The sequence below is a fragment of the Micromonospora inyonensis genome (genome assembly GCF_900091415.1).
GTDB lineage: Bacteria > Actinomycetota > Actinomycetes > Mycobacteriales > Micromonosporaceae > Micromonospora > Micromonospora inyonensis.
The window spans coordinates 3,471,264-3,496,502 of record NZ_FMHU01000002.1 but is presented as its reverse complement, the minus strand read 5'-3'; the positions used below and the strand labels follow the sequence as shown (position 1 = coordinate 3,496,502).

Genomic DNA, 25,239 nt, shown 5'->3' with positions numbered 1-25,239 from the left:
GTGGTTGCAGGGGACCCTTCCTACCGTTTTTTGTCGAGGAAGGGTCCCCTGCATCCACCCCGACCCACCCCGCAGAGGGTGTCGGGCCGGTGCACGCGTCGGGCCCGCCGGAGACCGGCGGGCCCGTGGGTACGCGCCCGGGTGGGCGGGTCCTTAGTTGATCAGGGCGGCGACGAGCAGGGCGCCGACGAGCGCGCCGACCACGCTCGCGATGGCCGCGTACCAGCCGAGCGGCCTGTCGCCGAGGACCGCGCCGACGATGCCGAGCACCAGGCCCGCCACCCCGAACAGCAGTGGGGAGATGAAGACCGCGAGCACGGCGAAGACGAAGGCCAGGACCGTGCAGATGCGTGCGGCGTTGCTGCGCGGGCGGGCGGTGCTGTGCATGTTCGCCATGTCGTCCTCCGGGTGCGGAAACCGATGTCGTCGACCGGTCTCTACCCATTCGAACCAGCCGTTACGCGTCACGGCGGAGCAGCCGCCCGTCCCGTTCGGCGGCGGCCGGCATCGACCGGAGACGGGCGGCGACCGGCCCTGCTAGTGGAACACCTTCAGTCCCACCACGCCTGCCACCACCAGCAGCAGGCTGGCCAGTCTGGGCAGGTTGGCCGACTCGCCGAGCGCCAGGATGCCGACGGCCGCCGTGCCGACCGCGCCGATGCCCACCCAGACGGCGTACCCGGTGCCGACCGGGATCTCCCGGAGCGCGTAGGCCAGCCCGGCCATGCTGAGCACCAGCGTGACCGCGAAGACCGCGGTGGGCAGAGGACGGCTGAAACCGGCGCTGCGATCGAGGGCGACCGCCCACGCCGTCTCCAGAAGTCCGGACACCACGAGTACGAGCCAGGCCATGACGTCACCCCTGTCACAGGCGCCCGGGACCGGCCCGGACGGGTCGAGGACCACCACTGTCCGGGGGCGTCTTCGCGTGACCGGGTACGCCCACCACTCGTCCGGGACACCCTGGTCGCAAGTGCCGAGGCCGACCGTAGCACCGGTGTGGTGGCGCGGGCCGGTGTCGACCGGGAGCGGGTGATCGGGACCACCGGGGTTGACCTGAAGGTACCTTCATGTTCAAGGATTGACGTATGACTCTGCTCTTCACCGACCAGGAGGTGGCCGCGGTCCTCGACGCGCCCGGCACGATCGACGCCATGCGGGCCGCCCTGCTGGCCGCGTACGAGGGTCGGCTGGTCGCCCCGCCCCGCGCGTCCGCCCCGCTGGGCGGGGGCCGGCTGGTGCTCACCGCCGGCCACCTCACCGGCGAGTGGTACGGCTTCCGCTCCTACGACACCTTCGGCCATCCGGAGGCGGAGCAGCTGGTCGTGCTGCACGACGGTCGTACCGGGGCGGTGCGGGCGGTGGCCGTCGGCGAGGAGTTGGGTTCCCGGCGGACCGGGGGACTGGGCGGGGTCGCGGCGGACGTGCTGGCCCGGCCGGACGCCACCACCCTCGGTGTGATCGGGGCGGGTGGGCAGGCGTGGAGCCAGGTCTGGGCCGTCGCCGCGGTCCGGCCGCTGCGGGAGGTGACCGTGCACTGCCGTACCCCGGCGGATCGGGAGCGGTTCGCCGCCCGGGTCCGGGCCGAGCTGGGCGTGCCGGCCCGCGCGGTGTCCACCGCCGCCGAGGCGGTGCGGGACCGCGACGTGGTGGTGCTCGCCACCACCAGCGCGACCCCGGTGCTCGACGCCCGGGACGTCGCCCCGGGCACCCACGTCACCACCGTCGGGTTCAAGCAGCACGGGCGCACCGAGTTCGGGACCGACCTGCTGGACGCCGCCGACGTGCTGGTCACCGACTCACCCATCCAGGCCGCCGCGTACGACCCGCCGATGCTCGCCGCCCGGCCACCGTACGCGGGACGGCTGGCCGACCTGGGCGCGGTGCTGGCCGGCGCGGCGGCCGGACGGGCCAGTCGGGACGACGTGAGCGTCTTCTGTTCGGTCGGTCTGAGCGGCACCGAGGTCTTCCTTCTCGACCGGCTCGTCCGGCTCGCCGCCACCGTGCCGGCATGACCGGACGAATGGCGCGGCGGTGCGCGCCGGGCCGGTCGTGTGGCCGGGCGTCGGTGGGCGGCCCCGCCGCGCCCGGTACCCTCGGGTGGTGTCTGCCACCTCTTCCGACAGCTCCCGCTCGGCGCGTCTGACGCCGTCGTCCCCCGCTGACGGTCGCCGGGTCGCCCTGCTGACCCTGGGCTGTGCCCGCAACGAGGTCGACTCGGAGGAGTTGGCCGCCCGCCTGCACGCCGACGGTTGGCAGGTGACCACCGACGGCGAGGGGGCCGACGTGGTGGTCGTCAACACCTGCGGCTTCGTGGCCAAGGCCAAACAGGACTCCATCCAGACCCTGCTGGCCGCCGCCGACACCGGCGCCAAGGTGGTCGCGGCCGGGTGCATGGCCGAACGGTACGGGCGGGAGTTGGCCGACAGCCTGCCCGAGGCGCAGGCGGTGCTGAGCTTCGACGACTACCCGGACATCTCCGCCCGGTTGACCTCGGTGGTCAACGGCGAGGCGGTCGGCGCGCACACCCCCCGGGACCGGCGTGAGCTGCTGCCCCTGACCCCGGTGGCCCGTCGGGGCAGCGGGGTGTCGCTGCCCGGCCACGCCACCGGAGTCCGCACCGAGGCTCCGGAGACCGACGCGCACACCCCGGCGCACCTGCGCCAGGTGCTGCGCCGCCGGCTCGACACCGGCCCGGTCGCCTCGCTCAAGCTGGCCAGCGGGTGCGACCGGCGCTGCGCGTTCTGCGCGATCCCCGCCTTCCGGGGCGCCTTCGTCTCCCGTACGCCGGACGAGCTGCTCGCCGAGGCGGAGTGGCTGACCAAGACCGGCGTACGGGAGCTGGTGCTGGTCAGCGAGAACTCCACGTCGTACGGCAAGGACCTGGGCGACCCCCGCGCCCTGGAGAAGCTGCTGCCCCAGCTCGCCGCGATCGACGGCATCGTCCGGGTGCGGGCCAGTTACCTCCAGCCCGCCGAGACCCGTCCCGGCCTGGTCGAGGCGATCGCCACCACCCCCGGCGTGGCCCCGTACTTCGACCTGTCCTTCCAGCACTCCAGCGAGCCGGTGCTGCGCCGGATGCGCCGCTTCGGCTCCACCGACCGCTTCCTGGAGCTGCTCGCCACCGCCCGCGAGCTGGCCCCGGAGGCGGGTGCCCGGAGCAACTTCATCGTCGGTTTCCCCGGCGAGACCCGGGGCGACGTCGAGGAGCTGGTCCGCTTCCTGACCGCCGCCCGGCTCGACGCGATCGGCGTGTTCGACTACAGCGACGAGGACGGCACCGAGGCCGCCGACCTGCCCGGCAAGGTCTCCGCCGCCACCGTCAAGCGCCGGTACGACAAGATCAGCGCACTCGCCGACGAACTCTGCTCGCAGCGCGCCGAGGACCGGCTCGGCGCGACCGTCGAGGTGCTGGTCGACGCGGTCGACGGCGGCGTGGTCGAGGGCCGGGCGGCCCACCAGGCCCCCGAGGTGGACGGATCCACCACGCTGGTCGCCCCGTCCGGCGGCGGTGTCGACCTGGCCGCGTTGCGTCCGGGCGATCTGGTCCGGGCGACGGTCACCGGCACCGAAGGGGTGGACCTGATCGCGGTTCCGGATGAGATGATCTCGGCGGCGCCCGGCGCGGCACGGTGACGGCGGGCCCTGACGGAGCGGGGGAGCCACGTGGTGCGTTGCCGGGAACGCCGGATCGGGGCGGACGGGTGACCGGGACGGCCGACTCGACGCCGCCGGCCGTGGTGGCCCCGGTGCCGGTGCTCAACGCGGCCAACGCGCTGACCGCGTTGCGGTTGCTGCTGGTGCCGATCTTCATGGTTCTGGTGGTCGCCTCCCAGATGACGCACGCCGGCTGGCGGCTGGCGGCCTGCCTGGTCTTCGCCCTCGCCTCGCTGACCGACTTCGTGGACGGCTGGATCGCCCGCCGGTTCGCCCTGATCACCTCGGTCGGCAAGGTCGCCGACCCGATCGCCGACAAGGCGCTCACCGGGGCCGCCCTGCTGCTGCTCTCCTGGTATGCGGTGGTCCCCTGGTGGGTGACCGTGGTGATCCTCACCCGGGAGCTGGGGGTGACCCTCATCCGGTTCTGGGTGATCCGGCACGGGGTGATCGCGGCCAGCCGGGGTGGCAAGGCCAAGACCGCGTTGCAGATCCTCGCCATCGTCTGGTACCTGTGGCCGATGCCGGCCGCCGTGGCCGGCGCCGCTGGGTGGATCATGGCCGCCGCGGTGGCCGTCACGGTGCTCACCGGCTTCGACTACGTCGCCCGCGCGCTGCGCCTGCGTACCGTGCGGTGAACGTTCCGGCGACGGTTCATCCGGGCGCGCCGGGGGAAGGACTGCGGGCATGGTGGTGCGCAGCAGTGGGACGACGACGTCGGGCGGTCCGGACGACCGGCCGGTGATCAACCCGGCGGCCGGGGTCGTGCACCGGCTCTCCGAGCGGGGGGAGACCCTCGCCTCGGTGGAGTCGCTGACCGGCGGGTCGCTGGCCGCCTCGATCGTCGAGATCGCCGGGGTGAGCGGGATCTACCGGGGCGGGCTGGTGGTGTACGCGACGGAGCTGAAGGCACAGCTCGCGGGCGTACCCGACGGGTTGCTCGCGGACCGTGGGCCGGTCGATCCGGACGTGGCGGTCGCGCTCGCCGAGGGTGGACGGCGTCGCTGCGACGCGGACTGGGGGGTGGCGACCACCGGGGTGGCCGGTCCGGAGCCGCAGGACGGCAAGCCGGTCGGGCTGGTCTTCGTCGCGGTCGCCGGACCGAACGGGACGGCGGTCCGCGAGCTCGACCTCGACGGCGGCCGTGACCGGATCCGGTCGACCGCCGTCGTCGAGGCGTTGCGGCTGCTCACCGAACGGATCGTGGCTGCCGGGGAGGTCACCGCCGGGGCGGGGCGCTGACCGCTGCGGGGGCAGGACCGGGCGGGGTGGTATGTCGCGGGGGCCCTCAGCGGGTACGGTTGCGGGAAGGCTCCGACGGTTCGGTTTCGGTGTCGGGACGGCTGAGGTCGCCCGGCGTGATCCGGTCGCCGGGCAGAGGTCCCGTCAAGGGAGGTGCGATGGTCCTGCTACGCCGGGTGATCGGTGACGCACTGCGGGCACGCCGGCAGGGGCAGCACCGCACCCTGCGCGAGGTCTCCTCGGCCGCGAACGTCAGCCTGGGCTACCTTTCCGAGATCGAACGCGGCCAGAAGGAGCCCTCCAGCGAGCTGCTGGCCGCCATCTGCGACGCGCTCGGCGCCCGCCTCTCCGAGGTGCTCCGCGAGGTCAGCGACACCGTGGCGCTGGCCGAGCAGATGCCGGGCGTGCTGGTGCCGGTCGCCGGCGAGCCGGCCGAGCCGGTGGCCCGCCCGTCGGTCCGCAAGGTCGCCCCGCAGGGCGTCCGGCAGGTGACCGCCGACGGCCCGGTCTCGGTGGCCGTCCGGCAGGACTCGCCGCTGAAGGCCACGCTGCGCACCAACCGGGTCCGCCCGGCCGAGCGGGACGTGGTCTGCGCCGCCTGACCGGCTCCGCCCCCGATCGTCGCGTGGTCGACCTGGCGCCGGCCGCGTAGGGTTGATCAGCAGATCGTCCGGTCCACGCCACAGCCGACGCCAGTGGCGCCCGGCTGCGACGATGGACAGGCCGCCGGCGTGCCGGGCGGCCCGTCCGGCACAGGTCACCGGGCGCAGCGACGCGACTGAGGGGATACCGCGGAGATGGCGAACCCGTTCGTCAAGGGTTGGAAGTACCTGATGGCGCTCTTCGGCGCCCGGATCGACGAACACGCCGACCCGAAGGTGCAGATCCAGCAGGCCATCGAGGAGGCGCAGCGCCAGCACCAGGCACTGGTGCAGCAGGCCGCGGCGGTGATCGGCAACCAGCGCCAGCTGGAGATGAAGCTCTCCCGGCAGATGTCCGAGGTCGAGCGCCTCCAGGGAATGGCCCGCCAGGCCCTCGTCCTGGCCGACCAGGCGCGAGCCAAGGGTGACGAGGCCGAGGCCACCAGGTACGAGCAGTCCGCGCAGGTCCTCGCCACCCAGCTCGTCTCGGCCGAGCAGGCGGCCGAGGACCTCAAGACCCTGCACGACCAGGCCATCGGCGCGGCGGCCCAGGCCCGGCGCGCGGTGGAGAACAACTCGATGATCCTCCAGCAGAAGCTGGCCGAGCGCACGAAGCTGCTCAGCCAGCTTGAGCAGGCCAAGATGCAGGAGAGCGTGGCCCGCTCGCTGGAGTCGATGTCCGCCCTCACCGCACCCGCCAACACGCCCAGCCTGGACGAGGTGCGCGACCGGATCGAGCGGCGGTACGCCAACGCGATGGGCCGCGCCGAACTGGCCGGCAACTCGGTCGAGGGCCGGATGCTGGAGATCCAGAAGTCCGCGCTCGACTCGGCCGGGTCCTCCCGGCTGGAGCAGATCCGGGCCAGCATGGCCGGCGAGCAGCTCGCCGGCCGGCAGCAGCGGCCCGGCGTCGAGCAGGCGGCAGCGGCCGCCGACCCGGCCGCGGCGGCCCGGCTGGACGAGCTTCGCGCCAGCATGGGCCGCGACCGGGGCACCGGGGACACCACCACCGCCGCCGGCTGAGCGGACGGGTCGAGGAGGTAGGCGTGGCAGACGAGCGAGCGCGATACTTCCGGCGGCTGCACCGGTTGCGCCGGTCCGCCCGACGGTGGAGCGTCACCGCCGGTGGGCTCGGCGGCGCGGCGGCGGTCCTCACCCCGTACGCCGGCCTCGGCCTGCCTGACGCGGCCTGGGCCGGCGCGGCGGGCAGCGCCCTGATGCTGGCCGCCTGGCGCTGGGTCGACCTGCGGGCGCACGCGGCACGGCCGGCCCCGCCCCCGCTGGACCCGACCGAGGCCGCCGCCCGTTCCCGGGCCCGGCTGGTCGCCGCCGTGGAACGCCTCCCGGCCGGCCCGAACGTGCTCGCCGAGGTGCGTCGGGCCCGCGCCCGGATGGCGCTGCGCGGCACCGCCGCGGCCGAGCCGTGGGCCCGCCTCGACCGGGCCGCGTTGACCCTCGCGGGAATGGCCGGCCGGCTCACCGGGCTGGCCGACCCGGCGGTGCTCGAAGCGGCGGCGGCCGACCGTTCCCTGCGGGATCTCGCCGAGCGGGTGGCGAACGTGGAACGGGCGATGCGACTCGCGCCGGCACCGGCCGGCGAGTCGCTGGCCGAGACCCACCGGGTGCTGGTGGGGCAGCTGCACGAGGGGGTGGCCGCGTACGAGCAGCTCGTCGTCGCGGCGGCCGGTTACGTCGCCGAGGACGCCCGTCCCACCGGCACCCATCCGGCCGCCTCCCGGCTGACCGAGGCGACCGACCTGCTGCATGGGGTGGCCTCGGCCCTGGCGGAACTGCGCGCGGTCGGCGACCCGCGACGGGCACCGAGCCACTAGCCGACCGGCTCAACCCGGTGTGGTCACCGGCACCGGCGCGGTGAACGCCGAGCTACCGACCACGTTGAACGCGCGTACCCGGTACCAGTAGGAGACCCCGCGCCGTAGCCCGGTGTTGGTGAAACCGCGTCCGGAGACGGTGAAGGCGGTCAGCTCCCGGGAGAAGGCCGCGTCGGCGGCACGTTCGACGACGAACCCGCAGCCCGCCCCGGTGGCCGTGCCGGAGGTCCAGCGGAGGATCACCGTGGCACTCTCCGGGCCTGCCGTACAGGCCGTGGCGATCACCGCGGTCGGGGTCCTGGGCACGGGTGGGGTGGTCACCACGCCGACCGTGGACCAGGGCGAGACGGCACCCAGGTAGGTGGTGCGGGCCCGGTAGTAGTAGGTGGTCTCCGGGGCGACCCTCGGGTCCAGGTGCTGGTCGGTCACCCCGACCGCCGTGGTGACGGGGCCGCTGGTGAAGGTCGGGTTGGTGGCCCGCTGCACGTCGACGCCGGTGGCGAAGGACCGGTTGGTCCACCGCACCGCGACCCGCAACGGCGCGGCGGCGGCGACCACCGCGCTCAGGCCGGTCGGCGCGGCCAGCCGGACCGTCGCGAGGACGCTGTTCGACCAGGTCGAACAGGCCGTCGCGTTCTCCGCCCGGATCCGGTAGTGGTAGGTCACGCCCGGGGTGACGGTGGCGTCGACGTACCGGGTCGCGGCGGCGGCCACGGCCAGCACGGTGACCGGGCCGGCGAAGGCGATGTCGGTCGCCCGTTCCAGCCGGTGCCGGGTGGCCGGCGGCCGGTCGCCGTGGCCGGTCCAGGCCAGCGCGATCGCGGGCAGGGCGATGGCCGAGCCCGGGACCGGGGTGGCGGTCAGTCCGGTGGGCGCCCGGGGGGAGACCCGCACCACCAACGGACGGTCCATACCCTGGTCCCGATGGGCGGCGAGCTGGCTGTGCCAGCGGTACTCCCAACCCAGGTCGACCGGGCGGGCGTCGCCGTCGGTCGGGTCGAGGGGACGGACACAGTCGCCGACGGTGAACGGCAGGCCGGGCGGGACGGGCCGCACGGCGACCACCACGTCCTCCCGGGGGTCGACGCGGACGGTCTCCTTCCAGCCCCGTTCGTCCGCCGCCGGAGGGCGGACCGTGCCGTCCCGGGCCACCCGGTTGACCAGTTGCACGTCGCCGCCGCCGAGGTGCAGCGGCTGGGTCAGCCGTCCCTCGCCCCGGATCCGCCAGAGCTGGGTGCCGTCGGCGGGTGATCCGACCGGCACGGCCGGGTCGGTGGCGTACAGGATCTCGGTGGGCGGGTCCTCCGGTTCGCGGGCCACCGGGTCGCCGTCGGTCCTCCCGGTGCCGGGGAGCGGGGCGGCGAGCCGACCGGTCAGCCGGCCGTGCTCCGGCTCGAAGACCTGCTGGACCGCCCGGTCGACCACCGGCAGGGTGACCGGGCCGGTCGCGCCGGCCGGGGTGAAACTGACCGAGGTGGCGTGCACGGGGACGGCCGTGTCCTGCTCGGTCCGGGTGCCGAAGGCCCGGTCGTACGCCGGCTGCGGCACGATCGGTGGCGCCTGGCTGGCCGCGTACGCGACGGGCAGATGTTCCCGCAGCCGGTCCACGTCGTACCGGTCGGCCGGCGTGCCCGCCACCCGGAACTGGAGCAGGGTACGGGTGTCCGGGCCGTACCCGGGCACCGCGCCGGGCGAGGTGGCGTGGTGGTCGTACCGGGGGTCGCCGCCGGGGAGCGGGGCCGGGCAGTCGTTGTACAGGATCAGGGTGCTGCCCGGGGCCACGGCGGCGAAGTCGACGACCACGTCGGCCCGCTCGCCCGGGGTGAGCAGCAGGGTGTGCCCGTCGACGTTGAGCACCCCCGGGTCGAGCCGGTCGTACCGGTAACCGACCGGACGGTTGGCCAGCACCACCGGGGCGGGCAGCAGGCCGCACTCGTTGCCGAGCCGGACGATCTCCGGACCGGCCGCCCGGGGATCGGGCACGCCGCCGTCCCGCCCGTCGGTCGGCCAGTACGCCGGGTGGCCGGGAGTGCGGACCGCCTCGACCATGGGCACCTCGCCCGCCCCGGCGTCGGTGAGGTTGCCGTCGTCGTCCCACATCGGCTGGTCCGAGCGGGCCCGGTAGAGCTGGAGGTTGAGGCTCCGGTCCGGACAGGCGTTGAGGATCCGGAACCGGTAGGCCCGGGGTTCGACCGTCAGGTACGGGTAGGCGACGCCGTTGACCAGCGGGGTGTCCCCGTACACCTGGGGAACGGCCGACGGGTGCGGCACGCCCGGGGCCAGCGGCGGCTGGTCGGGCGCGTCGACCGGGTCGTGGTACGGATTCGGTGTCGGCCCGTGTCGCACGGCCGCGCTCTCCGGGTGCCGGCACCACGGGCCGTAGTCCCAGCGGCCGGTCGGGTTCCGTCCGTCGGGGCGGAACGGGTTCTGCCGGGGCTGGTAGACGTGCGGGTACCAGAGGCTGCCACAGGCTCCCCAGCGGTCCCGGTCCCAGGTCGGGTCCTCGGCGGCGAGTTGCGCGTCGTCCGGGACGAAGGTCCGGTCGGTGATCACCAGCGGGACCTGGTCGGCCGGGAGGACGCCGTCGGCGACCAGCCGCTCCTCGGCCGGGTCGACGAGCAGGTACGGGGCGAGCTGCCCGGAGTAGGTGGTGAGCCGGGACAGGCCGAGGGTGTTGTCGTGGAACCACATCAGCCGGCCGCTCTGGTCGTTCGGGTAGTACAGGGTGGTGGCTCCCGGGCCGGGCGGCGGCATGTCCGGCACGGGGGTCAGCCCGGGTCCGGTCGGATACGGGGTGATCTCGGCGGCCGGCGTGACCCACTGGGTGGGGTTGCCGGCACTGATCCAGGCGGTCCGGGCTCCCTGGAGGCGGAGCACCGCCCGGTTCTGCGGGTACGGTGCCGGCCCGTCCAGCGGTCCGCTCCCGGCTCCCGGCAGGGTCGCGTCGACCGGTAGGAACAGCTCCCCGGCACGCCCGGTGGGCAGCTGGTTGATGAACTTGACCCGGACCGGCCGGTCGCGGCGCGCCACGATCATCGGCCCCAGGTGGTACGCCCGCGCGGGCGGGCCGACCGTGTTGTGCCCGTGCCGGTCGGTGCCGAGGTTGAGCTGGCGGTACCCGCGCAGCCGGGTCGGCGGCAGGTCCCGGTGCAGGCGTTGACGGTACTCCTGGAGGCCGATCTCGTAGTAGTCGCAGCCCGGGTAGCTGATCGTGTCGGGCACGGCCACCGGTAGGTAGCCGCCCAGCGCGTCGGCCTGCCCGGGGCCCGGCCGGGGCAGCGGGTCGACGAACTTGCGCAGGCCGGTGCCCGGCACCACCCGGCCGGTGCCGTCGATCCGGGGGCGGGGGCTGGTGGCGACGTTCGGCTCCGGGCCGAAACATCGCGGGACGGCCTCCGGGTCCAGGACGGCGGGTGGGTTCGTCCCGGTGCCCGGCGCGGGCACCGTGCCGGCTGTGCCCGTCGGCGGGGTCGCCCGGTCGGGCGTGGGCGGGTCGGCGGTGCCCCGGGCCACCGGAACCGTCCGGGCGGGGCGGAGTCTGCGGAAGATGGCCATGGTGTCCCCCGGGGACGGGGGTACGACGACCGCCACCCCGGTGTGGTGGAGGTCGTACCCGTGGCGCCGCGCTGACGGTGGGTGAGCGCGTAGACGCAGCATGCGACAGTCGCCCCGGGCCGGGGAATTACCCAATCGTGTCAATCTGGGTGCCGCCGGAACGTTCCGGCTGGCAGGTGGGGCACCAGTAGGTGACCCGGTTCCCCAGGTCGCGCTTGCGGACGGCGGTGCCACAGCGCCGGCACGGCTGGGCGCGGCGGCCGTAGACGTAGCTGGTCTCGCCCCGGCGCAACGAACCGGTGCTGCTCTGCGTCCACCGGCCCCGGTTGGCGGCGAGCAGTCGCTGGGCGAGGCCGACCAGACCGGGCAGGTCCGGCACCTCGCCGACGGGTGTCCACGGGGAGACACCGCGCAGGAAGAGCAGCTCGCACTTGTAGAGGTTGCCCACCCCGGCGAGGTTGCGCTGGTCGAGCAGGGCCTCGCCGACGGGGACCGTCGGGCCGGCCGCCAGCCGGCGGACCGCCTCGGCCGCGTCCCAGTCCGGGCCGAGCAGGTCGGGGCCGAGGTGACCGACGAGCGCGTCCTCCTCGGCGGTCGGCACCAGGGCGACCTCGTGCAGGTGGTAGCCGACGGCGACCGCGTCGGCCGTACGCAGCACCACCCGGATCAGGTGCGCCGGGCGCCCCGTCCACCGTTCGCCCGGCGCGTACGCCCGCCAGGCCCCGTCCATCCGCAGGTGCGAGTGCAGCGTCCAGGCTCCGTCCCGGTCGCCGGCAGGGGACTCGGCGGGCGGTGACGTCAGCCGGAGCAGCAGGTGCTTGCCCCGGCTGACGCAGCCGTGCACCGTCGCGCCGGTGAGATCGGTGGTGGCGAGCTGCGGCACCCGGAAGTCGGACCCGGTCAGCCGGCGACCCGCCAGCGCGCGGTCCAGCACGCGGGCGGTGTTCCAGACGGTGTCACCTTCGGGCACCCGTCCATCCTGCCTCGCCGTACCGGGCCGGGCACGGGGAGCGGGCCGGGTGCGGGGCGTGGTCGTGCGGGCCCGGCGCGGTCATCCGGGCTGCGGCCGGACCTCCGGCTCCGGGGCAGGCGGTGCGGACGTCAGGGCTGCTCGTCCGGACGGGGTGGGCGGACCATCTCCTGGTAGCGGGGGTGGCTCGCGCCGTAGATGGCGAAGTTGAGCCGCGCGTGGGACAGGCTCAGGTCGCCGTTGGGGCCGCCCCGGACCACGTCGGCGTCCGTGTCGCCCTGGCCGTCGTCTGTCCAGAAGCAGACCGGACAGGTGCCCCCACCGGTCCGGTAACCGCAGCAGGGACAGGTCGTTGGAACCCACTGCTCGCCCACCCTTCGAGCATTCCACAGTAGGTGATACCGGCGCAGGCGGGGACCGGCTCAGTCCGGATGCCGGACCGGTACCGGATCGCCTGGTCGTACCCCCAGGCGGTCCGCTGCCCGGCCCCCGTTCACCGCCACCGCGACCCGGTCGGCGGAGTCGACGTAGATCACGATTTGGCCCGGGGGCGCGTCGCCGAAGGTCCGCCCGTGCACCGCCTCGTGCCCGCCCACCCGGAGCGTCGGCGGGCGGTCGGCCAGGACCGACGGGGGTGCGGCGAGCTGGACGTTGCCGAAGTGGTCGACGGTGAGCACCTCGGCGGTGAAACCCGTCGGGGTCACCTCCAGCACCGGCTCCGGCAGTCGGACCAGGTCGGCCGGGTCGAGCGCGGGGCCCGCCTCGGCCAGGGACGCCCCGGTGGCCAGCCGGGCGGCGACCGGGGCGAAGACGTCCCGTCCGTGGAAGGTGCGGGACACCTCCGGGGCCAGCCACCGTGGGTTCGTCAGCTCGACCGCCGCGCGGACGCCGCCCAACGCCTCGGCGGCCGGCACCAGCAGCCCGTTGTCCGGCCCGACCAGCAGCCCACCGGGAGCCTCGACGGCGATCCCCCGCCGGCTGGTGCCGACGCCCGGGTCGACCACCGCGACGTGCACCCCGGCCGGCAAAAACGGCACGGTCTGGGCGAGCACCGCCGCCCCGTGCCGTACGTCGGTCGGGGGCACCAGGTGGGTCACGTCGATCACGCGTACCTGCGGCGCCAGGCGGGCGATGACGCCGTGGCAGGCCGCGACGAACCCGTCCGAGAGCCCGTAGTCCGTGGTCAACGACACCCATCCGAACCCCATGGACCCACCCTAGGTCGTCACGTCGGGTCGTCGTCGCCCCGGCTGCCCTCGACCCCGGTCGCACCCGGCCCGACCACCCGTCACGCCGGCCGTCGGCGGATGCCGGGCGTCGACCGGGGCGGGCGGTGGCCGGTCGCCGACCGACCGGCCCTCCCGTGGGCGCGGACGGTTCGGCAGACTACGAGGGGTGACCTCCGCACCCCGTACCCTGACCGTCGCCGCCCTGCTCGTGCTCGCCACCGCCCTCGCCGGCTGCGGTGACGACACCGACGACCGTGCCGACAGTGCCCCCTCGGCCAGCGCGCCCGTGTGGGCCACTCCGGCGGAGAGCACCCCGCCGGCTGCCCCCTCCGTGACGCCGAGCCCGGGTGCCACCCCGAGCGGCCCACCCCGGACCGGACGGCCCACCCCGCCGGTGACCAGCGAAGCGCGCCCGTCCCGCACCCCGCAGTTCGTCATGCCGACCCGCTCGGCCGGTGCGCCCGGTGCCCGGCAGGTGATGGACGCGTTCCGGGCCGCGAAACTGCCGGTGTCCGGCGTCCGGGACCGCTCGGTCGACTGCGGACCGAACGGCGCTGGGCTGGGCTGCGCCGAGCTGCTCGTCACCGACACCGTCTCGGTGTACGTCTTCCCCGACGAGGCGAACGCGGTGAACCGGGCCGACATGTGGGGCGCCGACGCGTACCGGAAGGGCACCGTCGTGCTCAGCTACCTGGGCACCACCACCAGCACCGAGCAGCGCAGGCGCTACGAGGCCGTCCTCGCCGACCTGGGCTGAGCCTCGGCCGGTGCGTCAGCCGCGCAGGCGCAGGCCCCGGGGCGTGGCCCGGAAGCCGGCGGTGGTCAGCGCGTCGCGCAGCGGGGAGACGTGCACCGCCTCCCCGTCCGCGCGTTCCACCGAGATCGCGCCGAGCGCGCCGGAGTGCACCGCGTCGGCCAACGCCTTGGCCGCGCCGGTGAGCGCCTCTGCCTCGGCGCTGAACGACAGGATCGTCCGCCCGCCGCGTTCGACGTAGAGCACCAGCTCCCCGTCGACCAGCACGACCAGGGCACCGGCCTTGCGGGCGGCCCGGTGGCCGGTGGCGGGGGCGGTGCCGTCGCCGGAGTCGACCACCCGCTCCGGCCAGGGCAGCGCCGCCCCGTACGGGTTGGCCGGGTCGGTCGCCGCCAGCACCAGGGGTGCCCCGCCGCGCGTCCGCGTCCCGTCGGCGGTGTCGGCGAGGGCACGGAGACGGTCCACCGCGCCGGGCACCGCGAACTGCGCCGCCCCCAACCCCTCGACGAAGTACCCGCGTCGGGCCGCCCCCCGTTCCTCCAGCCCGGACAGCACCGGGTAGACCGCGCTGAAACCGCCGGTGACCTGCTCGGCGACGACCGCGCCCCGGGTGAGCACCCCGTGCCGTTCCAGCAGCAGATCGGCCAGGGCGGCGGCCCGCCGGGTCGGGTCGGTGTCCCGCTCGGGCAGCCGGGACCAGCGTCCGGCCACCGTCGGGGGACCGCTGCGGGCGGGTAGTGCCATCCGACCGGGGCGGCGGTAGCGGGTGCGCGGGGCGGCGGGTCGGGCCCGGTGCGCCCCGCCTCCGCCGAGCGAGGCGCGCAGTGGGGCGAGCGTGTCGTTGGTGAGGTGCCCGGCCCAGACCAGGTCCCACAGCACGGCGGTGAGTACCGCGTCGTCGCCTGAGCCCACCCGGTCGGAGAGGGACCGGAAGAAGAGGGCCTGCCCGTCGGCCAGCGCGTCCAGCACCGCCTGGTGTGCCGGGGTGAGGGCCAGCGCCTCGTCCGGCGCAGGGAGCAGCAGCGGCGCGGCGTCGGCGTACGCCAGGGTGACCCAGCCGTCGCCGCCGGAGATCGCCCCCGACCCGGCCCAGACCAGCTCACCGCTGGCGCACAGTTCGTCGAGGAAGGCGGGGGAGTAGTCGGCCACCCGGGCCGGCAGCACCAGCCGTTCCAGCGCGGACGCCGGCACCGCCACGCCCTGGAGCTGCTCGACGGCGGCGGCGAGCGCCTCGACGCCCCGGGCCGCCGCGCCGATCTGCTGCCAGCGGGGCAGGAAGGTGGCGAGCGTGCGGGGCGGCACCGGCTCGATCTCCCGACGCAGCGCGGCCAGCGACCGGCGGCGCAACAGGCGCAGCACCTCCGCGTCGCACCACTGGGTGCCCGCGCTCTGGGGTAGGAACTCCCCGGAGACCACCCGCCCGGTCGCGGCGAGCCGGCGCAGCGTCTGTTCCACCACGGCGACCCCGAGCCCGAAGCGGGCCGCGCAGGTCGCCGCGGCGAACGGGCCGTGGGTGCGGGCGTACCGGGAGACCAGGTCGCCGAGCGGGTCGGCGACCGGCGCGAGGTACGCCTCCGGCACGCCGACCGGCAGCGCCACGCCGAGCGCGTCCCGCAGCCGGGCGGCGTCCTCCACGCCGACCCAGCGCTCCTGGCCGGCGATCCGCAGCCGCAGCACCCGGCGGGCGGCGGCCAGTCCGGTCGGCCAGTCCGCCGGTACGCCCCGCTCGGCCAGCTCCGCGTCGGTCAGGTCGCCGAGCACCCGCAGCAGTTCCACCACGTCCTCGGCGTCGCGGGGCCGGCGCTGCTCGGTCAGCCAGCGCAGCTGCCGGTCGGTCTCGGCGAGCACCGTGGGGTCGAGCAGTTCGCGCAGGTCGACCCGGCCGAGCAGCTCGCCGAGGAGACCGGAGTCCAGCGCCAGGGCAGCGGCCCGCCGTTCGGCCAGCGGGGCGTCCCCCTCGTAGAGGAACGCACCGACATATCCGAACAGCAGCGAGCGGGCGAACGGCGACGGCGGGGACGTCTCCACCTCGACCAGGCGGACCCGCCGGGTGGCCAGTTCCCGCATCAGCGTGGTCAGCGCGGGCAGGTCGAACACGTCCTGGAGGCACTCGCGGGCCGCCTCCAGGGTGACCGGGAAGTCGCCGTACTCCCGGGCGACGTCGAGCAGCTGCGCGGCCCGTTGCCGTTGCTGCCAGAGCGGCTGGCGGCGGCGTGGGTCCCGGCGGGGGAGCAGCAGCGACCGGGCCGCGCACTCGCGGAACCGGGCGGCGAAGAGCGCCGACGTGCCGACCGACTCCTCGACGAGCTGGGTGATCTCGTCCGGGTCGAAGGCGACCACGTCGGCGCCGGGCGGGGCGTCGGCGGTGTCCGGAAGGCGGACCACGATGCCGTCGTCGGCGGGCATCACCTGGGCGTCCACGCCGTACCGTTCGGCCAGCCGGCGGCCGATCGCCAGCGCCCACGGCCCGTTGACCCGGGCGCCGAGCACGCTGTGCACGGCCAGCCGCCAGTCGCCCAGCTCGTCGCGGAACCGCTCGACCACCACCGTCCGGTCGTCCGGGAGGGACCGCGTGGCGGCCTGCTGCTCGCGCAGGTAGGCCATCAGGTTGCCGGCGGCCCAGTCGTCCAGCCCACCGGCGCGCAGCGTCGCCAGCGCGGACTCGTCGTCCTGCCGTAGCAGTGCCCGCACCCGGGCTCCGATCGCCCGGCCCAGCTCGACCGGGCGGCCCGCCTGGTCGCCCTTCCAGAACGGCATCCGGGCGGCCTGCCCGGGGGCGGGGGAGACCAGCACCCGGTCCGGGGTGATCTCCTCGATCCGCCAGGACGAGGAGCCGAGCAGGAAGACGTCACCCACCCGGGACTCGTAGACCATCTCCTCGTCCAGCTCGCCGACCCGGGCGGCGCGTTCCGCCCCGGCCAGGAAGACGCCGAACAGCCCCCGGTCCGGGATGGTCCCGCCGCTGGTGACCGCGAGCCGCTGCGCGCCCTGCCGGCCGGTCAGCACGTCGGTGGCGCGGTCCCAGACCAGGCGGGGACGCAGCTCGGCGAAGGCGGTCGACGGGTACCGCCCGGAGAGCATGTCCAGCACCGCGTGCAGGGCGGAGTCGGGCAGTTCGGCGAAGGGGGCGGCCCGGCGGACCACGGCGGCCAGCTCGTCGACCCGCCACGGTTCGAGCGCGACCATCGCGACGATCTGCTGGGCGAGCACGTCGAGCGGGTTGCGCGGGTGGTGCAGTTCCTCGATCGCCCCGGCGGCCATCCGGTCCGCCACCACCGCGCACGAGAGCAGGTCGCCCCGGTGCTTGGGGAAGACCACGCCCCGGGAGACCGCGCCGACCTGGTGTCCGGCCCGGCCGACGCGTTGCAGGCCGGCCGCCACGCTCGGCGGCGCCTCGATCTGCACGACCAGGTCGACCGCGCCCATGTCGATGCCCAGCTCCAGGCTGGAGGTGGCGACCACGCAGGGCAGCTGCCCGGACTTGAGCGCCTCCTCGATGTGCTTGCGCTCCTCCCGGGAGACGCTGCCGTGGTGGGCGCGGGCGATCACCGGGGCGGCCCCGTCGGCGGTGCCGGACTGGGCGACGATCTCGGCCGGCGGTCGGGGTGACGCCGGCTCGGGTGGCGGGTCGGCGGCCAGCTCGTTGAGGCGGGCGCAGAGCCGTTCGGCACTGCGTCGCGAGTTGGTGAAGACGATCGTCGAGCGGTGTGTCCGGACCAGGGCGAGGACCCGCTCCTCCACCGCCGGCCAGATCGAGGCCCGGCGGGGGCCGGGGCCGCCGAGGTCGTCCTCGGAGGGTTCGACCTCGTCGAGCCGGGCCATGTCCGCCACCGGCACCTGGACGCTGAGCTCGATGGTCTTGGCGGACGGTGGCTGCACCACGTCGACCGGCCGGGAGCCGCCCAGGAACCGGGCGCAGGCGTCGATCGGACGGACCGTCGCGGACAGGCCGATCCGCTGCGCCGGCCGGGGGAGGAGTTCGTCGAGGCGTTCCAGGGAGAGCGCCAGGTGCGCGCCGCGTTTCGTGCCGGCCACCGCGTGCACCTCGTCGAGGATGACCGTCTCGACTCCGCGCAGGGAGTCCCGCGCCGCCGAGGTGAGCAGCAGGAACAGTGACTCCGGGGTGGTGATGAGGACGTCCGGCGGGGTGCGTGCGAAGGCCCGGCGCTCGTCGGCGGGGGTGTCACCGGTGCGCATCCCGACGGTGACGTCCGGCGGTGCGACCCCGAGCCGGGTGGCCGCCTGCCGGATGCCCGCCAGCGGGGTGCGCAGGTTCCGCTCGACGTCCACCGCCAGGGCCTTGAGCGGACTGACGTAGAGCACCCGGCAGCGTCGCCGCCGGTCGTCCGGCACCGGCTCCCGGGCCAGCCGGTCCAGGGACCAGAGGAACGCGGCGAGCGTCTTGCCGGAGCCGGTGGGGGCGACGACCAGCGCGTGTCGTCCGGCGGCGACCGCCCGCCACGCGCCCGCCTGCGCGGGCGTGGGCGCGGCGAAGGCGGCGGTGAACCACTCCCGCGTCGGTGCGCCGAACTCCGCCAGCATCTCCGTCACGTCTCCCATCCTGCCGCGCGGGTCCGACAACGCCCCGTCCGCGCGTCGGTCGGACCGGGAACGGTGTCCGGCTGGGCTTCTTACGGGAGAAGATGGGGGGCTTGCACGTTAAGTCTTACTTAACTGCTTGCTTCTGCATGGAGACTTACAGTAACTTCTCCCGCATCGCCGGTCGGGGGAGGGGAGCCGGATGGCCGTGGAGCGAGGCTCGGAGCCCGGCACCGATGTGCTCATCCGAAAGGTCGACAGTCATCTCGCCGCCGTCCGCGTCGGTCTGCACGGGCCCGAGCTGGAGCTGGCCGAGCGGCTCGCCCGGTGCCTGCGGGAGCTGGTCGTGCAGACCGCCCAGGCCAGTGCCGCCGACCGCGCCCAGGTGCGGGCCGCCGTGCACTACTTCGTCCTGCGCCGGGAGAGCCGGGGTCAGTTGCTCTCCGTGCGGTCCCTCGCCGCCGCGCAGCGGCTGGCCAACCGGGTCGCCCTCCAACTCGGTCGCCCGGACCTGCTGGTGGAGACCCGCCGCGAGCGCGCGTTGCGCGAGCCCCCCGTCCCGACCGGGTGGTAATCCGGGTGTTTTTCGCGAAACGCCCCATAGGTCCCGTCCGCTGACGTGTGATCCCTGGTAGCCGGAGAGTGCCCTGCCGGGCGCTGCCACCGACCGGGAGGACGCGTGCTCGTACTGCTGATCCTCCACTTCGTGGCGGCTCTGCTCGCGCCGCTGCTGGTCCGGTGGTGGGGACCACGGGCCTGTTATCCGCTGGCCCTGGCACCTGCCGCCGCGTTCGGCTGGGCGCTGGCGTGGACCCCGGCGGTACGTGACGGGGCCGCCCTGGTCGAGAACCACTCCTGGATCCGCCACCTCCAGCTCGACCTGACGTTCCGGATGACCACCCTCTCCTGGCTGATGACCCTGCTGGTCGGCGGGATCGGTGCGCTGGTGCTGGTGTACTGCGCCGGCTACCTAGCCCCGGGTGAGCCGGAGCTCGGCCGGTTCGCCGGCGTCCTCGTCGCCTTCGCCGGGGCGATGCTCGGGCTCGTCCTCGCCGACAACCTGCTCCTGCTCTACGTCTGCTGGGAACTCACCACGGTCTTCTCGTACCTGCTGATCGGGCACGATCCGGAGCGGCGGGCGAGCCGCTGGGCCGCCGCCCAGGCGTTGACCGTCACCACGCTGGGCGGGCTGGCGATGCTGGTCGGGTTCGTCATGCTCGGGCAACGGGCCGGCACCTACCGCTGGTCGGAGATCACCGAGGTGCCGCCCGACGGTGGGTACCTGACCGTCGCCGTCCTGCTCGTGCTGACGGGGGCGCTGGCGAAGTCGGCCCTCCTGCCGTTCACCGCGTGGCTGCCGGCGGCGATGGCCGCACCCACCCCGGTCAGCGCCTACCTGCACGCGGCGGCCATGGTCAAGGCCGGCGTCTACCTGGTCGGGCTGCTGGCCCCGGTACTGGCCCACACCCCGCCCTGGCGGCCGGTCACCACCGTGGCCGGGCTCGCCACCCTGGTCGTCGGCGGCTGGGCGGCGCTGCGCCAGACCGACCTGAAGCTGCTGCTGGCGTACGGGACGCTGAGCCAGCTCGGCCTGCTCGTGGCGGTGACCGGCGCGGGCACCCGGGAGGCGGCGCTGGCCGGACTGGCGCTGCTGCTGGCCCACGCCCTGTTCAAGGCGACCCTGTTCCTGGTGGTCGGCGTCGTCGACCACGTCACCGGCACCCGGGACCTGCGCGAGCTGACCGGGCTGCGGCGTCGGCTGCCGCTGCTCTGGATCGTCGCCGTTCTCGCCGCCGCGTCGATGGCCGGCGTCCCGCCGCTGGTCGGGTTCGTCGCCAAGGAGGCCGTGCTGTACGCGTTCCTCGACGACCCGCTCGCCCTCGGCGTCGTGCTGGTCGGGTCGGTCTTCACCGTCGCCTACAGCGTCCGGTTCCTCTGGGGGGCCTTCGGCGGGAAACCCGGCGTCGACCCGGTGCCCGTCGAGCGGCCGGCCGGCGCGCTCGTGGTCCCACCGGCCCTGCTGGCCCTCACCGGTCTCCTCCTCGGGCCGCTCGCCGGGCCGGTCGGTGCGCTCCTCACCCCGTACGCCGAGGCGTTTCCCGGCGGCGACCACCCGCTGGCGCTCTGGTCCGGGCTCCAGCCCGCGTTCTGGTTGTCCCTGCTGGTGCTCGGCACCGGTGGGCTGCTCTTCCTGCTGCGGGGCGCGCTCGCCCCCGTGCTGGCCCGGCTACGCGCCCCGGTGCCGGGCGTGGACGTGTACGAGCGGACCGTCCACGCCTTCGACCGGGTCGCGATCGAGCTGACCAGCCGGATCCAGCGCGGCTCCCTGCCGCAGTACCTCGGCACCATCCTCGTCGTCCTGGTGGTGCTCCCCGGCGGGGCGATGCTGCTGGTCCGGCCCTGGCCGGTGCCCACCCGGCTCTGGGACAGCCCGGTGCAGCTGCTGGTGGGCCTCGTCGTCGCGGTGGCGGCGGTGCTCGCCGTGGCCGCCCGCACCCGGCTGACCGCGATGTTGCTGGTCGGGGTGACCGGATACGGCACCGCGATGATCTTCGTGGTGCACGGCGCACCCGATCTGGCGCTGACCCAGATCCTCGTCGAGACCGCGACGATCACCTTCTTCGTGTTGGCGTTGCGCCGGCTGCCGCCCCGCTTCTCGGTCCGCCCCCTGCGGCGCAGCCGGTGGATCCGCCGGGGGATCGGGGTGGCGGTCGGCGCGGCCCTCGCCGGGCTGGCCGTCGCGGCGGCCGGCAGCCGTCGCCTCCCCCCGGTCTCGGTGGACTTCCCGCCACTCGCCGTCGAGGAGGGACACGGCCGGAACGTGGTCAACGTGATCCTGGTCGACATCCGCGCGTGGGACACCGTCGGCGAGATCTCGGTACTCGTGGTGGCGGCCACCGGCGTGGCCAGCCTGATCTTCGAACGGTCCCGCACCGACCCCCGCCCGCGTCGCCGGGGCGTGTCCGGCGGCCGCCCCGAGCCGGGTCGACGGGTCTGGCTGCGGGGCGGGCCGACCCTGCACGAACGCCGACGGTCGCTGGTCTTCGAGGTGGTCACCCGGCTGATCTTCCACAGCGTCGTGCTCTTCTCCCTCTTCCTGCTCTTCTCCGGGCACAACGCGCCGGGGGGCGGCTTCGTCGGTGGGCTGGTGGCGGGGTTGGCGTTGACCCTGCGCTACCTGGCCGGCGGCCGGTACGAGCTGGAGGACGCCGCCCCGGTGGGAGCCGGCACGGTGCTCGGCGTCGGGCTGGGGACCGCCGTGGGCAGCGGGGTGGTCGCGCTGCTGGCCAGCGGGACGCTGCTGGAGAGCAGCCGAATCGACCTGAGCCTGCCCGGAATCGGCGACTTCTACCTGGTCACGTCCCTCGTCTTCGACATCGGGGTCTACCTGGTCGTCGTCGGCCTGGCGCTGGACGTCCTGCGCACCCTCGGCGCGGAGGTGGACCGCCAGATCCAGATCGGCGGGGAGGCGGACCGGGGACTGGCCGCCGAGCGGCGGGGAGGGCAACGGTGACCAACTCCGGGAACGCCCCGACGCTGGTGCTGGCGCTCGTCGTCGGGGTGTTCGTCGCGGCGGGCGTGACCCTGCTGCTGGAGCGGAACCTCACCCGGATCCTGCTCGGTGTGATCCTGGTCAGCAACGGGGTCAACGTGCTCATCCTACTCAGCGGCCCGGCCGGGGAGGCCCCGCTGGTCGACGGCACGCCGGTGGACCGGATGAGCGACCCGCTGCCCCAGGCGATGATCCTCACCGCCATCGTGATCACCCTGGGGCTGTCCGCGTTCCTGCTGGCGGTGGCGTACCGGAGCTGGTTGCTCACCGGCCACGACGAGACGAGGGACGACCCGGAGGACCGGCAGATCGTGGGGCTCGCCGCCCGGGACGCCCCGCAACCGGCCGACCCGGGCGGCGAGGGGCCGGGGGACGACCCCGAGCAGGTGGACCCCGGTCCGGGAGGTCACCGATGACCGCCCTGGTGCCGCTGCCGGTGGTGATGCCGTTGCTGGGCGCCGCCCTGACCCTGGTGCTGCCGTGGGCGCGGGCGCAGCGGGCGGTCAGCGTGCTGGTGCTCGTCGCGACCCTGGCCGTGTCGGTGGTGCTGCTCGTCCGGGCGTACGCCGACGGCCCGCTGGTGGTCCGGATCGGTGGCTGGACGCCACCGGTCGGCATCGTGCTGGTCGCCGACCAGTTCGCCGCGCTGATGCTGACCGTCTCGGCGGCGGTGACGCTCTGCGTGTTGCTCTACTCCATCGGCCAGGGGCAGTCCGACCTCGGTGAGGGCACCCCGGTCAGCATCTTCCACCCCACCTACCTGGTGCTGACCGCCGGTATCACCAACGCCTTCCTCGCCGGTGACCTGTTCAACCTCTTCGTCGGCTTCGAGGTCCTGCTGACCGCCAGCTACGCGCTGATCACCCTGGGCGGCACCGACGTCCGGATCCGTACCGGCTCGACGTACGTGGTGGTCAACGTCCTCGCGTCGATGATCTTCCTGAGTGGGGTGGGGCTGGTGTACGCGGCGACCGGCACGCTCAACCTCGCCCAGCTCGCCGGCCGGCTCGACACCCTGCCGGCGGACCTGGGGCTGGCACTGCACCTGATGTTGCTGCTCGCCTTCGGCATCAAGGCCGCCGTCTTCCCGTTGGCGGCGTGGCTGCCGGACAGCTATCCGACCGCGCCCGCCCCGGTCACCGCGGTCTTCGCCGGCCTGCTCACCAAGGTCGGCGTGTACGCGATCATCCGTACCGAGACGCTGCTCTTCCCCGGCGGGCGCGTCGACGGGCTGCTGATGGTGGTGGCCGGGCTGACCATGCTGGTCGGCATCCTCGGTGCGGTGGCCCAGTCCGACCTGAAGCGACTGCTCTCCTTCACCCTGGTCAGCCACATCGGCTACATGATCTTCGGGGTCGCGTTGAGCACCGTGGCCGGGCTCGCCGGCGCGATCTTCTACGTGATGCACCACATCACCGTCCAGACCACGCTCTTCCTCGTCGCCGGCCTGATCGAACAGCGGGCCGGCAGCACCGACCTGCGCCGCCTCGGTGGCCTGGCCCGGGTCACCCCGCTGATCGCCGTGCTGTTCTTCGTCCCGGCCATGAACCTCGCCGGGATCCCGCCGTTCCCGGGTTTCCTCGGCAAGCTCGGCCTCTTCCAGGCCGGGGCGGCGGTGGGCGGTGCGCTGCCCTGGGCCCTGGTGGCCGCCGGGGCGGTGACCAGCCTGCTCACCCTCTACGCCGCCTCCCGGGTGTGGAACATCGCCTTCTGGCGGTCGCCCCGCCCCCTCCCCGACGACCCGCCCTCCCGGCTGCCCCGGCTGATGGTCGGCTCCACGGTGGCGCTGGTCGCGCTCGGTGTGGCGTTCACCCTCGCCGCCGGGCCGCTCTTCACGGTCACCGCGGACGCGGCGGACGACCTGCACCGGCGGACCCCGTACGTGCGGGCCGTCTTCCCCGGGGGCACCCCGTGATCCCCGACCCGCCGGTCCCCGGGTCCGGCCCGCGCCGGCGGTTGGTCCCCGGGGCGGCCCCTGGCCGGGCCCGCGCCGCCCGCTGGCGGGAGCGGCTGATCGCCGCCGCCTGGATGGTGCTCATCTGGAACCTGTTCTGGGGGCGGTTCACCCTCGGCAACCTGGTCGGTGGGTGCGCCGTCGCGGCGGTGGTGCTGGTGTTCTTCCCCCTGCCCCCGGTCTCCCTGGAGAGCCGGCTGCGCCCCGTCCACCTGCTGCGCTTCGGGGCGCGGTTCGCCGCCCAACTGGTCAGCGCGAGCATCCACGTCGCCTGGGTCGCCGTCCGCCCGCGGTACCGGCCGCGCAGCGCGATCATCGCGGTACGGCTGCGGGTGCGGACCGACCTGAACCTGGCACTCACCGCCGAGGTGCTCTCCCTGGTGCCGGGGAGCCTGATCATCGACGTCGATCGGAGCGCCGGGCTGCTCTACGTCCACGTCCTCGACGTTCGTGGACCGGAGGACCTGCGCCGTGCCCGCTGGCGCATTGAGGACGTCGAGCGACGCATCGTCCGCGTCGTCGGCTCGCCCGCCGAGGTCCGGCTGCTGGCGGGCGCCCCCGTCGAGAAGGGAACCGCCACGTGAACCCGGCCGTGATCGTCGCCCTCACCGTCCTGCTCTCCGCCACCGCCCTGCTCGCGCTGGCCCGGATCGTGCGCGGCCCGTCCCTGCTCGACCGGCTGGTCGCCACGGAACTGCTGCTGGCCACGATGATCGCGGCGGTGGGTACCGAGGCGGCGGTGAACCGGCACACCAGGACCCTGCCGGTGCTGGTGGTGCTGTCGCTGCTGGGGTTCCTCGGTTCGGTGGCCCTGGTCCGCTTCGCCGCCGGGGAGGAGTCGTGAACGCCGCCGACCTGGCCGACCCGCTCGCCGCCGTCTGCCTGGTGGCCGGGGCGCTGCTCAGCCTGGCCGCCGGGATCGGGGTGCTGCGCCTGCCGAACGCCCTCGACCGGATGCACGCGGTCACCAAGCCGCAGGTGCTGGGGGTGCTGCTGATCCTGCTGGGCCTGGCGCTGCGCCTGCGCAGCCCCACCGACCTGGGCATGCTCCTGCTGGTCGGGCTCTTCCAACTGGCCACCGCACCGGTCGCCGCGCAGATGATCGGCCGGGCCGTCTACCGGTCGGGTCGCCTCGACCGGAATCTGCTCGACGTCGACGAACTCGCCGACCGGTGACACCGCTTCCCGGGACATCCAGGCAGCACCCAGCCGGGGCCGATAAAATGGCGGCATGATCGACTCTTCTGCCCAGGAGGGCAGCAGTAGCCGGCCGGGTACGACCCGGCCTTCCCCGCCCGCGACGTCGGGAGCCC

The 25,239-nt window shown here is 74.7% G+C and carries 22 protein-coding genes and 1 riboswitch; of the genes, 15 read left to right on the top strand and 7 right to left on the bottom strand.

Annotated elements, in window-relative coordinates; genetic code table 11:
• Nucleotides 1–153: 153 nt before the first annotated feature.
• The gene (locus GA0074694_RS29880) at nucleotides 154–396 is read right to left on the bottom strand and encodes a hypothetical protein (RefSeq protein WP_091463208.1); all 243 of its coding nucleotides are present in this window, start codon (nucleotides 394–396) and stop codon (nucleotides 154–156) included.
• Between the two features lie 141 nt (nucleotides 397–537).
• On the bottom strand, nucleotides 538–852 hold the full coding sequence (locus tag GA0074694_RS29875) for a DMT family transporter (RefSeq protein ID WP_091464365.1): 315 nt from the start codon (nucleotides 850–852) through the stop codon (nucleotides 538–540).
• Nucleotides 853–912: 60 nt separating this feature from the next.
• A riboswitch (guanidine-III (ykkC-III) riboswitch) is annotated at nucleotides 913–981 on the bottom strand.
• A 107-nt stretch (nucleotides 982–1,088) separates the two neighbouring features.
• On the opposite strand from GA0074694_RS29875, the gene GA0074694_RS29870 reads away from it, so the two are divergent.
• The 7 genes from GA0074694_RS29870 to pspM all read left to right on the top strand — a co-directional run bounded on the left by GA0074694_RS29870 (nucleotide 1,089) and on the right by pspM (nucleotide 7,372).
• On the top strand, nucleotides 1,089–2,015 hold the full coding sequence (locus GA0074694_RS29870) for an ornithine cyclodeaminase family protein (RefSeq protein ID WP_091463207.1): 927 nt from the start codon (nucleotides 1,089–1,091) through the stop codon (nucleotides 2,013–2,015).
• Between the two features lie 127 nt (nucleotides 2,016–2,142).
• On the top strand, nucleotides 2,143–3,636 hold the full coding sequence (rimO, locus tag GA0074694_RS29865; protein ID WP_091464362.1) for a 30S ribosomal protein S12 methylthiotransferase RimO: 1,494 nt from the start codon (nucleotides 2,143–2,145) through the stop codon (nucleotides 3,634–3,636).
• A 68-nt stretch (nucleotides 3,637–3,704) separates the two neighbouring features.
• A complete protein-coding gene (pgsA, locus tag GA0074694_RS29860) occupies nucleotides 3,705–4,295 on the top strand; it encodes a CDP-diacylglycerol--glycerol-3-phosphate 3-phosphatidyltransferase (protein WP_091463206.1) in 591 nt (196 codons plus the stop codon).
• 49 nt (nucleotides 4,296–4,344) lie between these two features.
• On the top strand, nucleotides 4,345–4,899 hold the full coding sequence (locus GA0074694_RS29855) for a CinA family protein (RefSeq protein WP_091463205.1): 555 nt from the start codon (nucleotides 4,345–4,347) through the stop codon (nucleotides 4,897–4,899).
• Nucleotides 4,900–5,057: 158 nt separating this feature from the next.
• A complete protein-coding gene (locus GA0074694_RS29850) occupies nucleotides 5,058–5,501 on the top strand; it encodes a helix-turn-helix domain-containing protein (protein WP_091463204.1) in 444 nt (147 codons plus the stop codon).
• A 195-nt stretch (nucleotides 5,502–5,696) separates the two neighbouring features.
• A complete protein-coding gene (locus GA0074694_RS29845; RefSeq protein ID WP_091463203.1) occupies nucleotides 5,697–6,563 on the top strand; it encodes a PspA/IM30 family protein in 867 nt (288 codons plus the stop codon).
• 23 nt (nucleotides 6,564–6,586) lie between these two features.
• Complete coding sequence (gene pspM, locus GA0074694_RS29840; protein ID WP_091463202.1) at nucleotides 6,587–7,372, top strand: phage shock envelope stress response protein PspM; 786 nt, start codon at nucleotides 6,587–6,589, stop codon at nucleotides 7,370–7,372.
• A gap of 9 nt (nucleotides 7,373–7,381) precedes the next feature.
• Here the strand turns inward: pspM and GA0074694_RS29835 are convergent, their stop codons facing one another.
• The 4 genes from GA0074694_RS29835 to GA0074694_RS29820 form a co-directional block, all read right to left on the bottom strand.
• Nucleotides 7,382–11,029 carry a hypothetical protein gene (locus GA0074694_RS29835; RefSeq protein WP_425413652.1) on the bottom strand — a complete coding sequence of 1,216 codons (3,648 nt, stop codon included), beginning with the start codon at nucleotides 11,027–11,029 and terminating at the stop codon, nucleotides 7,382–7,384.
• 25 nt (nucleotides 11,030–11,054) lie between these two features.
• Nucleotides 11,055–11,897 carry a DNA-formamidopyrimidine glycosylase family protein gene (locus GA0074694_RS29830; protein ID WP_091463201.1) on the bottom strand — a complete coding sequence of 281 codons (843 nt, stop codon included), beginning with the start codon at nucleotides 11,895–11,897 and terminating at the stop codon, nucleotides 11,055–11,057.
• 131 nt (nucleotides 11,898–12,028) lie between these two features.
• Nucleotides 12,029–12,271 (bottom strand): CPCC family cysteine-rich protein, encoded by a 243-nt coding sequence (locus GA0074694_RS29825; protein WP_091463200.1) that lies wholly within the window; start codon nucleotides 12,269–12,271, stop codon nucleotides 12,029–12,031.
• 48 nt (nucleotides 12,272–12,319) lie between these two features.
• Nucleotides 12,320–13,105: an SAM hydrolase/SAM-dependent halogenase family protein gene (locus GA0074694_RS29820; RefSeq protein ID WP_091463199.1), complete on the bottom strand. Its 786-nt coding sequence runs from the start codon at nucleotides 13,103–13,105 to the stop codon at nucleotides 12,320–12,322.
• Nucleotides 13,106–13,292: 187 nt separating this feature from the next.
• Here GA0074694_RS29820 and GA0074694_RS29815 point away from each other — a divergent pair, with 187 nt between their 5' ends.
• Nucleotides 13,293–13,883 (top strand): hypothetical protein, encoded by a 591-nt coding sequence (locus tag GA0074694_RS29815; protein WP_091463198.1) that lies wholly within the window; start codon nucleotides 13,293–13,295, stop codon nucleotides 13,881–13,883.
• A 15-nt stretch (nucleotides 13,884–13,898) separates the two neighbouring features.
• Here GA0074694_RS29815 and GA0074694_RS29810 read toward each other — a convergent pair whose 3' ends face one another.
• Complete coding sequence (locus GA0074694_RS29810) at nucleotides 13,899–18,440, bottom strand: ATP-dependent helicase (RefSeq protein WP_425413651.1); 4,542 nt, start codon at nucleotides 18,438–18,440, stop codon at nucleotides 13,899–13,901.
• 181 nt (nucleotides 18,441–18,621) lie between these two features.
• Here GA0074694_RS29810 and GA0074694_RS29805 point away from each other — a divergent pair, with 181 nt between their 5' ends.
• The 7 genes from GA0074694_RS29805 to mnhG all read left to right on the top strand — a co-directional run bounded on the left by GA0074694_RS29805 (nucleotide 18,622) and on the right by mnhG (nucleotide 25,102).
• Nucleotides 18,622–18,993, top strand: a complete 372-nt coding sequence (locus tag GA0074694_RS29805; RefSeq protein ID WP_091463197.1) for a hypothetical protein — start codon at nucleotides 18,622–18,624, stop codon at nucleotides 18,991–18,993.
• A 105-nt stretch (nucleotides 18,994–19,098) separates the two neighbouring features.
• Nucleotides 19,099–21,933, top strand: a complete 2,835-nt coding sequence (locus tag GA0074694_RS29800; protein WP_091463196.1) for a Na+/H+ antiporter subunit A — start codon at nucleotides 19,099–19,101, stop codon at nucleotides 21,931–21,933.
• Nucleotides 21,930–22,388 carry a Na(+)/H(+) antiporter subunit C gene (locus GA0074694_RS29795; RefSeq protein WP_245714980.1) on the top strand — a complete coding sequence of 153 codons (459 nt, stop codon included), beginning with the start codon at nucleotides 21,930–21,932 and terminating at the stop codon, nucleotides 22,386–22,388. The genes GA0074694_RS29800 and GA0074694_RS29795 overlap by 4 nt, the downstream gene beginning before the upstream one ends.
• Nucleotides 22,385–23,887 carry a Na+/H+ antiporter subunit D gene (locus GA0074694_RS29790; RefSeq protein WP_091463195.1) on the top strand — a complete coding sequence of 501 codons (1,503 nt, stop codon included), beginning with the start codon at nucleotides 22,385–22,387 and terminating at the stop codon, nucleotides 23,885–23,887. The genes GA0074694_RS29795 and GA0074694_RS29790 overlap by 4 nt, the downstream gene beginning before the upstream one ends.
• Nucleotides 23,884–24,510: a Na+/H+ antiporter subunit E gene (locus GA0074694_RS29785; RefSeq protein WP_245714979.1), complete on the top strand. Its 627-nt coding sequence runs from the start codon at nucleotides 23,884–23,886 to the stop codon at nucleotides 24,508–24,510. Before GA0074694_RS29790 ends, GA0074694_RS29785 begins: the two co-directional genes overlap by 4 nt.
• Entirely contained in the window at nucleotides 24,507–24,770 is a 264-nt protein-coding gene (locus GA0074694_RS29780) for an MrpF/PhaF family protein (protein WP_091463194.1), read from the top strand. Before GA0074694_RS29785 ends, GA0074694_RS29780 begins: the two co-directional genes overlap by 4 nt.
• Nucleotides 24,767–25,102: a monovalent cation/H(+) antiporter subunit G gene (mnhG, locus tag GA0074694_RS29775; protein ID WP_091463193.1), complete on the top strand. Its 336-nt coding sequence runs from the start codon at nucleotides 24,767–24,769 to the stop codon at nucleotides 25,100–25,102. The genes GA0074694_RS29780 and mnhG overlap by 4 nt, the downstream gene beginning before the upstream one ends.
• Nucleotides 25,103–25,239: the final 137 nt, after the last annotated feature.